At 61.4% G+C, this 12169-nt stretch carries 13 protein-coding genes and 1 pseudogene; 8 read left to right on the forward strand and 6 right to left on the reverse strand.

Going from position 1 to position 12169, the window contains the following annotated elements; all coding sequences use genetic code 11:
- Together GCT13_RS45085 and GCT13_RS45090 are read right to left on the reverse strand one after the other, a co-directional pair.
- On the reverse strand, positions 1 to 246 hold a 246-nt coding region (locus GCT13_RS45085; protein WP_152767593.1), incomplete at its 3' end, for a transposase.
- Between the two features lie 384 nt (positions 247 to 630).
- Positions 631 to 1305 (reverse strand): ArsR/SmtB family transcription factor, encoded by a 675-nt coding sequence (locus GCT13_RS45090; protein ID WP_321575041.1) that lies wholly within the window; start codon positions 1303 to 1305, stop codon positions 631 to 633.
- Positions 1306 to 1376: 71 nt separating this feature from the next.
- On the opposite strand from GCT13_RS45090, the gene GCT13_RS45095 reads away from it, so the two are divergent.
- Positions 1377 to 2117, forward strand: a complete 741-nt coding sequence (locus tag GCT13_RS45095; RefSeq protein WP_152768150.1) for an MBL fold metallo-hydrolase — start codon at positions 1377 to 1379, stop codon at positions 2115 to 2117.
- Between the two features lie 4 nt (positions 2118 to 2121).
- Positions 2122 to 3366, forward strand: a complete 1245-nt coding sequence (locus GCT13_RS45100; protein WP_152768151.1) for an MFS transporter — start codon at positions 2122 to 2124, stop codon at positions 3364 to 3366.
- A 240-nt stretch (positions 3367 to 3606) separates the two neighbouring features.
- Here GCT13_RS45100 and GCT13_RS45105 read toward each other — a convergent pair whose 3' ends face one another.
- Positions 3607 to 4122, reverse strand: a complete 516-nt coding sequence (locus GCT13_RS45105) for a hypothetical protein (protein WP_227747359.1) — start codon at positions 4120 to 4122, stop codon at positions 3607 to 3609.
- A gap of 114 nt (positions 4123 to 4236) precedes the next feature.
- Between GCT13_RS45105 and GCT13_RS45110 the strand changes: the two genes are divergently transcribed.
- Both GCT13_RS45110 and GCT13_RS45115 read left to right on the forward strand, forming a co-directional pair.
- On the forward strand, positions 4237 to 4536 hold the full coding sequence (locus GCT13_RS45110) for a CopG family ribbon-helix-helix protein (protein ID WP_152768152.1): 300 nt from the start codon (positions 4237 to 4239) through the stop codon (positions 4534 to 4536).
- Complete coding sequence (locus GCT13_RS45115; protein WP_321575042.1) at positions 4526 to 4804, forward strand: type II toxin-antitoxin system RelE/ParE family toxin; 279 nt, start codon at positions 4526 to 4528, stop codon at positions 4802 to 4804. The genes GCT13_RS45110 and GCT13_RS45115 overlap by 11 nt, the downstream gene beginning before the upstream one ends.
- 459 nt (positions 4805 to 5263) lie before the next feature.
- Here the strand turns inward: GCT13_RS45115 and GCT13_RS45120 are convergent.
- From GCT13_RS45120 to GCT13_RS45130, 3 genes and pseudogenes are all read right to left on the reverse strand, one after another.
- Positions 5264 to 6224 (reverse strand): annotated as a pseudogene (locus GCT13_RS45120) (tyrosine-type recombinase/integrase).
- 26 nt (positions 6225 to 6250) lie between these two features.
- On the reverse strand, positions 6251 to 6514 hold the full coding sequence (locus GCT13_RS45125) for a hypothetical protein (RefSeq protein ID WP_152768154.1): 264 nt from the start codon (positions 6512 to 6514) through the stop codon (positions 6251 to 6253).
- Between the two features lie 111 nt (positions 6515 to 6625).
- Positions 6626 to 6934, reverse strand: a complete 309-nt coding sequence (locus GCT13_RS45130) for a hypothetical protein (RefSeq protein WP_152768155.1) — start codon at positions 6932 to 6934, stop codon at positions 6626 to 6628.
- A 257-nt stretch (positions 6935 to 7191) separates the two neighbouring features.
- Here GCT13_RS45130 and otsA point away from each other — a divergent pair, with 257 nt between their 5' ends.
- From otsA to GCT13_RS45155, 4 genes are all read left to right on the forward strand, one after another.
- The gene (gene otsA / locus GCT13_RS45135; protein ID WP_321575043.1) at positions 7192 to 8592 is read left to right on the forward strand and encodes an alpha,alpha-trehalose-phosphate synthase (UDP-forming); all 1401 of its coding nucleotides are present in this window, start codon (positions 7192 to 7194) and stop codon (positions 8590 to 8592) included.
- Between the two features lie 541 nt (positions 8593 to 9133).
- Complete coding sequence (locus tag GCT13_RS45140) at positions 9134 to 9355, forward strand: hypothetical protein (protein ID WP_152768157.1); 222 nt, start codon at positions 9134 to 9136, stop codon at positions 9353 to 9355.
- Positions 9356 to 10728: 1373 nt separating this feature from the next.
- Entirely contained in the window at positions 10729 to 10962 is a 234-nt protein-coding gene (locus GCT13_RS45145; RefSeq protein ID WP_152768158.1) for a hypothetical protein, read from the forward strand.
- 967 nt (positions 10963 to 11929) lie between these two features.
- The coding region (locus GCT13_RS45155) for a helix-turn-helix domain-containing protein (RefSeq protein ID WP_193727853.1) at positions 11930 to 12169 on the forward strand (240 nt) is incomplete at its 3' end.

The raw sequence follows: 12169 nt of genomic DNA on the forward strand, positions 1-12169 counted from the left end.
GATGTCGCGCTCCATTTTTAACTGGCGATTCTCACGGCGCAGCCGCGTAAGCTCCTGCCGCTCGGCCGTGGTCAGCCCGTCATGACGCACCCCAGCATCACGTTCGGCTTGCGCAACCCAGTTGGTGATGGTCTGCGCCGTCGGTTCGAACTCGCGAGCGAGCTCCTGCGGTGTGCGCCCGGCCTTGACCAGTTCCACCATCTGCGCCCGGAATTCCGCCGGGTACGGTGTACGAGTCTTGCCCATTTCGGCACCTCCTGTAAAAGGATAGGTGTCCGTTTTGCCGGGTCAACTTCAGGGCAACTTAAAGCCACGTTGCTCATAGGTGAGCGCCCTTGAGCACGATCGCATTGCGACACCACACGTTGACGAGCATTTCGCCGGGGCAGAACGATCATGTGCAACAGCGGCACAGGCCAAGGAACTGCCCGACCAACGGTCATAGCCAACGGTCGTTGCACCCGGGACCTGCCGTTCGACGGAAGACGCAACGAACGTCTCAGAGGGGGCGCGAACGGCTGATCGCTTCTGGCACGTGTCGGCCAGTTTCAGACGGCGGCAAACTGCACAGAAAGGGCTGCCTGGCGCCTCAGAGCGGACCGCGCAACCGAAACAAGGCGATGCCTGACGCTAGACTGCGGCCGCGGTCTCGACGGCGAGACCGGCGGCCTTCCATTCGGGAAAACCATCCTCGAGACGAGCCGCCTTGAAGCCTTTTGCACGCAACGCGGCGACAGCCTCGAACGCCAGCACACAGTAGGGTCCGCGACAGTACGCAACGATCTCCGTGTCGGACGGCAGTTCGTTCAAGCGTCGCTCCAGCTCGCCCAGTGGGATATTGCGTGCACCGGGCAGATGGCCCTCGGCAAACTCGTCCTGCGGACGCACGTCAAGCACGGTGACGAGGTCATCGGCAAGACGCCGGGCCAACTCCTCTCGTGATACGGCGTCCATCGAATCGCGCGAGCGGAAGTAGTCATTCAGCGTCTGATTGACTTCCGCCAGGTTTCGCTCGCCGATCAGACCAAGGTACTTCATCAGACCGACGATTTCGTTATCGCCAGCGAGGCGATAAACGATGTTCTTGCCGCGTCGCTCGGTGTCCACCAGGCGCGCTCGCCGAAGAATTTGCAAATGGCGCGAAGTGTTCGGGAAGCTCATGCCCGACAGCGCAGTCAGATCCTCGACGGACCGCTCGCGCTGCGCGAGGTGCTCCAGCAACTCAAGCCGACCTGGATGGCCGAACGCCTGCGCTATCTCTGCGAGGCGCTCAAAGATCGCTTGCTTCGGTCCCATGCTTGACACTCCCAACTAGTTGGACAATCATTCACGTTATCGATTGAATGATATCATCCTCATGAACGAGGAGCAATTCCATGATCCTACGGCAATTCCTCCATTCCGATCCCGTGGGGATTTCGTACTTGCTGGGCTGCGGCGGAAAGGCGACGGGCGTGGTGATCGATCCCGTGGCCGAGCCCAGCAGCTATCTGCAAGCGGCTGAGGCTACGGGGATGAGAATCAGTTACGTGATAGACACGCATGTGCACGCTGACCACGTGTCGACTGGCCGGGCGCTCGCTGGCGCGGCAGGCGTTGAATATGTGCTTTCGGCGAAGGCCGATATCGCGGTTCCGTTCAAGGGTGTCGAGGACGGTGACGAGATCCCGCTTGGCAACGTCGTCCTCAAGGTGCTCCACACACCCGGTCATACACCCGAGCATATCTGTCTGCTCGTGACAGACCGTACGCGCGCAGACGAGCCGTGGCTGGTCGTGACTGGCCATACGCTCATGATTGGCGACCTCGGCCGCACGGAGCTGGCCGTAAGCGCGGAAGAAGGCGCGAAAGACCTTTTCGGCAGCGTGCAGAAGCTCAGGGCGCTTCCGGACTATCTGGAGGTCTTGCCCGGTGCCTACGCCGGCTCGGCCTGTGGGCGCAGTCTTAGCGCGAACCCAACCTCGACATTGGGTTTCGAAAAGCGGCACAACCGTGCGTTCGGCATCGAGAGCGAGGAGTCATTCATCCGCTTCATGCTCGACGATGTGCCGCCGGCACCGCCGGAAGCGGCCACACTGCGTGCGATCAATGCCGGCCGCGGCGTAATAGGGGCGTAGCAGGATGGGACACACCGCCGTGTCGTCTGCACCGCCCCCGGTCCGGCTGGGGCTGAAGGAAAACTGGCGGCAGTTTTCCTTGCTCGTGCTGATCAATGCCTTCGTGGGCGGCATGGTCGGCATCGAGCGGACGGTCGTGCCGCTGATCGGCGCGAAAGAATTTCACATCGGGTCGACGACCCTCATTACCTCTTTCATCGTCAGCTTTGGCGTGGTCAAGGCCTTTGCCAACCTCGTTTCCGGTCAGTTGGCCGACACGTGGGGCCGCAAGCGTGTGCTGGTCGTCGGGTGGCTGCTTGCGCTTCCCGTGCCCTTCATGATCATTGCCGCGCCGCATTGGGAGTGGGTGATCACGGCCAACGTCCTGCTTGGCGCCAGTCAGGGCTTTGCATGGTCGATGACCGTGCTCATGAAGGTCGAGCTGGTTGGTCCGAAAGGACGAGGTCTGGCGGTCGGGCTCAACGAGTTTGCAGGCTATTTTGCGGTTGGCCTGACTGCGTTTCTTACTGGCTATCTGGCGAGCCGGTACGGCTTTCGACCGATCCCGATCTACCTGGGGATCTTGTATGCGGCAGCCGGCCTGACGCTGTCGACCCTTATGGTGCGTGATACGCGCGAGCATGTTCGGCTGGAGGCTGCTGGCAAGCCCAGGGAAGCGTCATCACTGTCGTTTCGTGATGTTTTCCTGCTGACCTCAATACAGGACCGCAACCTGTTCGCGGCGTCGCAGGCCGGACTGATCAACAACCTCAACGATGGTATGAGTTGGGGCATATTCCCGCTGTTTTTTACGGGTCTCGGACTCGGGGTTGAACGGATCGGTATCCTTAAGGCCGTTTATCCGATCGTGTGGGGGATCTTTCAGGTTGTGACCGGCCCATTAAGCGACAGGTGGGGCCGTAAAGGCCTGATTGTCGTGGGCATGTGGGTCCAGGCTGCCGGGCTTTTCCTGACCGCGCTTACCGGACAGTTCGGGTGGTGGCTGGTCGCAAGCGTGCTGCTGGGTCTCGGTACCGCAATGGTCTATCCGAGCCTGATTGCAGCAGTGTCGGATGCTTCGCAGCCGAACTGGCGGTCGCGATCGCTAAGCGTGTACCGGTTCTGGCGAGACCTCGGGTACGCGATTGGCGCGCTTTCAGCGGGCGTCATCGCTGATCGCTTTGGTTTTGCCGACGCCATTCTGGCAATCGCCGTGGTCACGTTCATTTCGGGCGTGGTCGTCGCGATCGCCATGCGAGAACATCGTTGAACAATTCCCTGGCGGCTCGCACGCACTAATACCGCGCGGGAGCAGACAAAAGTAAAAGATGGACGGAAGAGATGGATGGCCGCTCCCTGTTGGACTTGAGTCATTTGTATTAGCCGATCGGGTGGCTGCTCAGGGTCCGAGCTGAGACATTCGAAACGCCCGTTCCGGGCGCCTAGCGTACGAAAAAGTCCGAATCTCGAGGGCACCCCATATCGCGCGTAGCAGTGTCCGTTGGATCCCTCATTCCAGATTTTTCGTTACGCGATTCAGGTAACGGTTAAACGCTGCATCATCGTCTCCAAAGGACCGCACGATGCTGTCATCGGCCCACCAGAGCAGCCGCTCAATCACCGCGCGTTTCGTGAGACCGTGATGTACCGCCAGCCGATCAAGTGAAAAGTACTCGCGCACGCCAAGCGTCACCGCCAGCCGCTTCTCGTCCAGTTCGGTCGTGTCCGGCACCGGCTGGACCAATACCGCTGACGCAGCACGCAGTACGCCGTCGCCCACCTCGCGGCGGCGGTGCTTTGCGACCGCGCGACACGCCTGCGCCAGTTCTTCGCGCAGTCGCTCGCATTCGAGCACAAGCTCATCATGCTCTTTTTTCGTTACTGTAACGGGTTTTCCTGCCGCCTTGTGCCGCGTCCGAAATGCCGCCTGGCGCTGTGCGTTCGTCATGGCATCGGGCTTTGGTGGCCGGCCCCGGCCGCGTTTTTCCGGTACGGGACGATCCTGTATGTCTTTGCCACGCGCCATGTTCGTCTTCTGCCTGTCTGGAGACTTTATTTTACGTTACATAACGATAAATCGGCAGCCTTGCCACTGAGGTATAGTCGACGTATAGTCGACGACATACCTAGGAGAGGCATCATGGGCAAAGACGTTGTTTTCACAGTAAAGCTGGAGCCGGACCTTCGCGATGAGTTCCTGGCCGAAGCCGAAGCCACTCACCGGCCCGCCTCGCAACTCGTGCGCGAATTCATGCGTGAGTTCATCGAGCGACAGCGCTCGGCCCGCGAGCATGACGCGTGGTTTCGGGCACAGGTCGAACAGGGCATGCGCGAAGCCGACGATCAGACGAAACCACGCACCCCGCACCAGGAAGTCATGGATAAGGTCGAAGAGCGCCTGAAGATGCGCATTGCTCAGGCGGCCAAGCGTGCGGGTTGAGTGGACCGGAAAGGCCGAGCTGAACGCGCTGGACATTGCTGACCATATAGCGATCGATAGTCCGTCAGCTGCGTTGGCTCAAATCATGGAAATCCGGACACAGGTGGACCAGTTGGCGCATCATCCAAACCTCGGGCGCCTCGGTCGTGTGCCGGGGACGAGAGAGCTGGTGATCGCCCGCACACCTTATATCGTTGCCTATCGCATCGAAGATGTAGCCGTTGTGGTTATACGGATTCTGCATGGCGCGCAGCAGTGGAAGCTCTGACATGACGCCGAAACGGCACCTTTCGGCGGTCTGGGTAACGACTGTCAGACCGATGCCACGGCGAAAAAGGCGCCGAACCGTTCCCCCTGAATCACCGCCACTTCGGACTCCCGGACATGGCCGTTTGTTCAGTCCTTGCGCCTGGAGCGCAATTGCCAGAGCGCCGCGCAGACGATGACGATTATCGCGAATGCGCCTGCAATGATGCGTAAGACAGATTCGGATTCAAGGTTCACGGATTTCGCCTCTGGAGAATTGTTGTATTACCTGTGCTGCTAGCGGAATTCAGGCTCGCGCCGCAAATGGCGTTCCCCGGATAGTCACTCGCGAACTCTTTTCGCTCATATCGTCTCCGATACTGCGACGAATCACCGAATCACCCAGGTGTTGGTCGCATGTCACTTGTGCTTTGGGAAAGCCGAGCAGCCGAGCAGCCGATCTGGCGGCCAGTTCAAAAACTTAAACGTGGATCCGTTCGACCTCGTCGAGGCTGATGTCGTCGCGGCGGCGCCGGCCATAGAGCTGCGTCGTGCGCGTCGACGCGTGATTCGCCATCGCCGCCGCATTCTCGAGCGTACCGCCATTTTTCAGGTAGGCGGTGATGCCGGTCGCGCGGAACGTGTGGTTGCCGATCCTCGTGCCGATGCCGGCCGCGAGTGCGCGCCGGCGCACCATTGCATAGGCGTTGGCTTGCGGCAGCGGGGTGGTGCTCAGCTGCCCGGTGCCGCGTGCAACCGTGCGGAACAGGGGCCCCTTCGTGTCATTAGCGATACCGGTGCCGTCAAGATAAGCGTGCAAGTACGCCTCCAGCGTGTGATGACAGGGCATTGCATGCGCCTTGCCGCCTTTTTCACGCAGGCGCACCCACAGCCGTCGCTGCTGCACGTAGACATCGTCGACCCGCATCGCCAGCGCCGCGCCCACCCGCGCAAACGAAAACACCATCAGTGCGATCAGCGCGCGGTCGCGCAGCCCCGCGCGTTGTCACGTCGATGCTGTCGAGCAGCTGCCGCGCCTCGCCCGCATCGAGCACCGGCGTTTTGCCCTTTTTCGTGGAAAGCGCTGGACCCCGCACCGAAGCGGCCGGGTTGTGCGGCACGATCTGGCCAGTCACCAGCCAGTCGAACAGGTGGCGGATCGCGGCGAGGCGCTGCTTGACAGTCGGCGCGGCGTGCGTCTGGGTCTGCCGCTCGATCCACGCGGCCACGTGCAGTGGCTGCACGGCCGCGATCGACGGCACGCCGGCGCCGGCGCACCACGCGAGAAAGTCACCGGACGCTCGCGCGTACGCGCGCCGGGTGTGCGGGTTGCGGATCGCCGACGCGAAGAATTCGACAAAGCGGATGCCTGCCCGCTCGCCCGCCGTCCTGATGAGTGCCGGCAGCGCGGCCGGGGAAAAGAGGGTGACAGCGCGATCCATCGGTATAAGGTCTTCCAGATGTCCTGTTATCGGGGCGCCTGTAGGGCAGCGACGGTCCTGCTGCGCTGTTGCTGGAACCAGGTGACCAGGCCTGCCATGAGTGCGCGATGTTCGCAGGCGACGGTCACGGTGTCCTGCATCGTGGCCAGCAGCCGCTCGGCGAGCGCCGTGTCACGCCCCTGCTCGCGCAGCCGTTCCACGATCTGTGCCTGCCGCCATGCACAGCGGCGCATCAGTGCGACATGCCGGTCCGCCCGATGCAGGTCGTCGAGTTCTGTCTGAAGATCCATGGCCGGCTCCGTCTGTGTGGTGATGCCGTCGCCGGCCTGGCCGGTCGCACGGCGGTTACAGCAGCGCCCCAGCTTCAGCAGCCGCGCGCGGATCAGGCCGATGTCGCTGCCTCATCGCAGCGACTCCGGCGCGGGAAAGTCCTCGTGGCCCGCATACATCGCGTAGCCGAGGGCACCGGGCGCCGTACAGGCGGTTCGCGGCGCAAACGGCGTAAAGCCCGCCTGACGCCGGCCGCGCTTGACCTGGCAGGTGATCAGCCGGTCGGTGCCGATGAGTTCGCCGAGATAGACACCGTTCGGTGCGTAGACCTCCTGGCCGGTGAAGCGGCCCACATGGCGGCCGTCATGGGTCCAGAGATCGTCGCCTTCGCGGTAGCCGAAGCTCGTGCCGCCCCAGGTCCACAGCCACAGCCAGCCCATCGCGTTTGCCCTGCTCGCTTATATAGGATAAGGCTGTTATCAGATAAAGCGGGCCCGTTCTGAGGTAACGTGGTCCCACGCGTCCCGATATTCTCAGCTAATGTGGTTCTAAGTGGTTCTACAAACTACAAACCGCGATGTAATCGGTTCCTGCCTCGGATGTTACCGAGCCGCTGCACCTAGCCGTGGCAAGTCCGGGCAATGCTGCTCCCTGTGCTCCCGCCCGCTTCGCCTTCGCGCGCGAACAGGAGGAATCCGTGAGTCGCCTCGTCGTCGTTTCCAATCGCACGGCCGATCCCCGCAAACCTGCCGCCGGTGGACTCGCGGTGGCCGTGCGGGAAAGCCTGCAGCAGACCGGGGGGCTCTGGTTTGGCTGGAGCGGTCGGGTTGAGCACGAAGCGGTCACCGACCCTGCCGGCCAAGGCCAGCTTCACTTCCAGTCTGCCGGCGAGGTGACGCTGGCGACGCTGGATCTGAGCCAGGAAGATCACGACGCGTACTACCTCGGTTACGCCAACGGCGTGCTGTGGCCTGTGTTCCACTATCGCCTGGACCTGGCCAATTTTGATACCCGCTTCGCCGCGGGCTACCGGCGTGTGAACCGATTGTTCGCGCAGAAGCTGCTACCGTTGCTGAAGCCTGAAGATCTGATCTGGGTGCACGATTACCATCTGATTCCCCTGGCCGCCGAACTGCGCGCACTGGGATGTGGCAACCGCATGGGTTTCTTCCTGCATATTCCGATGCCGCCGCGCCTGATCATGGCGGCGATTCCGGAGCACGAATGGCTGATGCGTTCGCTGTTCGCCTACGATCTGGTCGGCTTCCAGAGCGAAACGGACGTGACGCACTTCTCCCACTACATTGAAGCGGAAGCACAGGCCGAGCAGTTGAGTCCCGAACGGTTCCGCGCCTTCAACCGGACACTCCGGGTGGGCGCCTACCCGATCGGCATCGACGTCGACGACTTCCTTCGCCTCACGCAGGCGAAGGAAGGGCGTGAGACGTTTTTGCGGATGCGCGAGGAATACGCGCGGCGCCGCCTGCTGCTCGGCGTCGACCGCCTCGACTATTCGAAGGGGCTGCCACAACGTGTCCAGGCATTCCGGGCATTGCTCGAGCGTTATCCGGAAAACCGCAACAGCGCAACCCTGATCCAGATTGCTTCGCCGAGCCGCGAGGACGTCGGCGCCTACGGTGATCTGCGCCGCCAGATGGACAGCCTGTGCGGGGCGATCAATGGCGACTACGGCGAACTGGACTGGATGCCGGTGCGCTACATCCATCGCAATGTCGCCCGCAGGCGCCTGCCCGGGCTATACCGCGCGAGTCGGGTGGCACTGGTCACCCCTTTGCGCGACGGGATGAACCTGGTCGCGAAGGAATTCATCGCCGCCCAGGACCCGGCCGACCCGGGGATGCTGGTGCTGTCGCGCTTCGCGGGCGCCGCAGAGCAACTGAAGGAGGCGTTGCTCGTCAATCCGTACGACACACAGGGCACGGCGGAGGCGATCCAGCGTGCGCTCACTATGCCCGTCGAAGAACGGATCAAGCGGCACGAGGCGCTGCTGAGCCGGATTCGCAAGCTCGACGTTCACTGGTGGTGTTCATCGTTTCTGCAGGCGCTGAAGCATGTGGAACAGGACGTGACTGGCTGACGCCCGGAAAAAGTCGGCAGTGCACGATCTCCTTTGCGGGCGTGACCGCTCAAATAATGCCTGCGGCGCAAACAGAGGCTTGCAGTGACCGCCAGTGCGTAGGCCAGCGTTGCTTCAGCCGCCTTGCGGCGACCGTCGTCCGCTCTTTCCCGCGGTGGCTTGCGCAGCGCCCGCAAAGATCGTGATCAACGGCTTCGGTGTGCACAGATTGGGCGCGACGCCGGCGGCCAAACGCGCTCGAGCACGAGGCGGACTTCGCGAAGCTCCAGGGATGGCTGGGGCATGCAAACACCGCGACCACGCGCATCCATGATCATCTGCGTCATCGGCTGGAATACTCGCCGACGTTAAAGGCGTTAAAGGTTGCCAGGTGCCGCCGCGTACCGGCTGTGCAGGCACAAACGTGCTCTCCAGTTCAATCGCCACGCCGAACTGACCGTCCCGGAGCATCCGCACGACACCGGAGTTCTACCGCCTAAAGCCGCCTAAACCCTAAACCAGGGTTAGCCCGGAATCACCGGATCAGCAGGAGGAAATCAATATGGGCATTCGGGTGGAGTGTTACGCCGGCTATCGGTGCGAGGAGACACCGCGTGTGTTCTTTCTTGGAAAACGCCGGATCCGGGTCGTGGAGGTACTCGACCGCTGGCTTGCGACGGACCACCGCTATTTCAAGGTCCGAGGCGATGATGCCGCCGTCTATATCCTGCGCCACGACGAGGTCGCCGCGGAGTGGGAGATGACGATGTTTGACTGCGGCTAGCGGCGATTTCTGAAGATGGTCGTTCGTTTAAGTGGGTGTTGACCGCCGCATGGGAGACGGCGATCCGCCGGCGTGTACTTCCTACAAGGCGAGCGTCCCGTCTTATCACGGGCGAGACCCTACACCCACAACACTTGACATCGCACATTCGCCGCGGGATGCAAACCCTCGCAGCGTCTGTGAAGAAATATGGCTCGGCGTGAGCGAGGCACCACACTTCGGGCAGGACGGGCTCATCTCCGCAAATAGATTATCAAGTCCGTCGTAAGCACCCTTGTGCTCGAGATCGCGCAGGCTAGCCATGTACCAGGCGGCACGTTGCTCAGCGTTTCCGGTCTCGACGATGACACCGCGATGTCCGCACGGACAGGTTACGTAGGTAAATTTTCGGGTCAGCATGATGTCCCCCCGGAATGACCAGGTGAGATGCTCAGTCATGCATACACCGTGCCAAATGTAAATGGCTGTGGTGCAATCCGGATGCGTCGGTCTGTACGCTTGAGTTTTTGATGAGCGGGAGCCAATGTGTAAGCTGAAAGACATTGACGGATTGGGGAAGACTCATTCATTGACAGGGCGGATTCAACCGGTGGATGCAACAAGTAGTCGCTCGATTCGGGCACCAAGACGTCTCGCGACAAGTGCCGGCATCAGGTGTCCCGTCATCAAGTGACGGTGCACTCGACGCTGTCGCGCCTAACGCTGTTCACGCCGCCGGAAAAGTGCCCACCAGCGCGCAATCACGCGGAAAGACCTGCGTTCAATGGCACCCACGAACGCATGGCATCCATCCATGTGCTGACGGGCGCCCGACAGGTGGCTTCCGTTGACGAGCGCGACAGCGATCAGGGTCGGAAAATCCCATGCGCCAGAGGCAGCGATGCCAAGGCGGCGCCCGTGTCAGCCGTCGCCGTCATCGTCAGGCATGGAGGATGCTGAACATGGACAGGTAGCCGGTTCTGACGGTGCTCCTCGCCAGTTCAGAACCGTTTGGAAGCCGGGCGCTTATCAGGACGCCCGGTTTTTTGTCCGCCGGCTGCGAACCGGTCCTGTCGACGGCAGCACGCGCGAATTTTCGTGCCGGCGCAGCGGGGCGACCCTGGGTGGTTCTCCTGTCAGAAGCGATGGCGGCCTGCGGCAGATACATCTGCGGTGGAAACGAACGCTAGCCGGCGCAGCGATCCGGGCGCCGCGGTATCGCGACCTGCGAGTGGTGGATCGTGCATTGTGCGCCCCGTTGGATGACCATGCGTGGCGCAGTTGTCGGGATGCAATGAACGTCGAGTTCGGACGGACGGCACACAGCCATGAGATTGACACGCTATCATCGACGTCCCTCGCTGCTGTATGCCTGGCCGCAAATAGGAGAGGTCATGACTGAAAAGGCGCGAGAGCTTTACAGGAGCGCGAACGGAGACCGTTGGTCGCTCGTCCACGAATACGACACTTGTCAGGTTTTCGTCCGACATGAACCCAACCTCTCGTCAGGTGGCCGGCCGACCGACATTTCAATTGGCGACTTCCTTGTTCGAGATGGCAAAGGGCCGGAGCATGCCGAACTTCTGCGCCTGATCGGGACACTTGTGGAGACGCCAGTCGATAAATAGTGCCGAAGACGAGGCGCTTTCGTGACTCGCCGCAACGCGGCGACCACGATTGGCGCTCGAATGTCCGTCGCCAAGGCAGAAGCGCCGTTTAAACGGCTATGTTAAAAAGCCGGCGAGCGATCGTAGATGGGCCGGCAGTACGCGTTCACCCACCTCGCCGGCGTTCTGCAGCAGGCGTTGTTCATTGATCTGGCGTTTCGTACACCCCGGTCGCCATCCACGACGAGACCTTGTATTGATATGCTAGCTGGGGAAGGATGCGCAGCGCCGGACATTCACGTGGTCTCGCAGGTTGACTGGATCGGACTGTGCAATCTGGTTTCTCCATCAACTTGCGCCGCAGATTCGTTAATGGGCGTTTTTCTAACCGCGTCGATAGGGACTGTCATGAGCAACACTGACGAGCTGATGCAACAGTTGGACGTGGCTCGCAGGGAGGTCGCACTGCGCCGGATTCAAGTGCAGCAGCATCGGGAATATTCGGCATTCTTGGAAAGGATGGACGTCTCCACGTTGGTACAACGGAACGAACTGGCCATGTTGGAGGGAGAACTGAACAGGTGGGAAACGCTGGCCCGCAGAATCTCCCAACTGATCGCATCCCATGTGAGACGGTCTGACGCTGGCTCCTGATCCTTTAACGCTACCCGACCACAACCCAATAAAGCATCACCAGCAGTTTCGAAACAATACGTTGTTCGCGGCACACCTCAATGGTCACCGACAGCTCACGGGCCGCCTGCCGCGAACGATCAGGTAATCACTGTGGCCCAGAAAGCGGCCATTGAAGCTGCCAGCCCGAATAGCGGGAACGGGTCGCTCACAGCCATTCGCTGAACCCTGCTCGGCCCGTGATTGATATAACACCTGTCGACGCCCGATCCGAACCGCAGCAAAATCCCCCTCTCACTATTGATCCGGCAATAAAATATTGAAACTTTGAGCGCAACACATGGTCGGAAGTGTTATGGAAAAAATCGACTCCCGAACCTTGCCGATGGCGGCACTGAATGAACGCCGTCGCCGCGCGGTGAAGATGCGCATCGAAGGCGTAGCGTTGAAAGAGGTGGCGCTGCGTTGCGAGATGTCGCCCACGACGGTGATTGCGGCCTGCAAGGCGTACGAGGCGGGCGGCTGGCGTGCCGTGGATGTCGGGCCTCGCGGTCGTCCGTCGGGTACCGGACGCAGCCTGAGCGCAGATCAGGAG

The sequence above is a fragment of the Paraburkholderia franconis genome, from assembly GCF_009362735.1.
Lineage (GTDB): Bacteria > Pseudomonadota > Gammaproteobacteria > Burkholderiales > Burkholderiaceae > Paraburkholderia > Paraburkholderia franconis.

Excerpts from the sequence above, each read along its gene's own strand:
- GCT13_RS45105 (WP_227747359.1), bottom strand. The coding sequence starts at position 4,122 with ATGGCGCGTGGCAAAGACATACAGGATCGTCCCGTACCGGAAAAACGC.
- GCT13_RS45140 (WP_152768157.1), top strand. The coding sequence starts at position 9,134 with ATGGGCATTCGGGTGGAGTGTTACGCCGGCTATCGGTGCGAGGAGACA.
- GCT13_RS45130 (WP_152768155.1), bottom strand. The coding sequence starts at position 6,934 with ATGGGCTGGCTGTGGCTGTGGACCTGGGGCGGCACGAGCTTCGGCTAC.
- GCT13_RS45095 (WP_152768150.1), top strand. The coding sequence starts at position 1,377 with ATGATCCTACGGCAATTCCTCCATTCCGATCCCGTGGGGATTTCGTAC.
- GCT13_RS45100 (WP_152768151.1), top strand. The coding sequence starts at position 2,122 with ATGGGACACACCGCCGTGTCGTCTGCACCGCCCCCGGTCCGGCTGGGG.
- GCT13_RS45145 (WP_152768158.1), top strand. The coding sequence starts at position 10,729 with ATGACTGAAAAGGCGCGAGAGCTTTACAGGAGCGCGAACGGAGACCGT.
- GCT13_RS45110 (WP_152768152.1), top strand. The coding sequence starts at position 4,237 with ATGGGCAAAGACGTTGTTTTCACAGTAAAGCTGGAGCCGGACCTTCGC.
- GCT13_RS45125 (WP_152768154.1), bottom strand. The coding sequence starts at position 6,514 with ATGGATCTTCAGACAGAACTCGACGACCTGCATCGGGCGGACCGGCAT.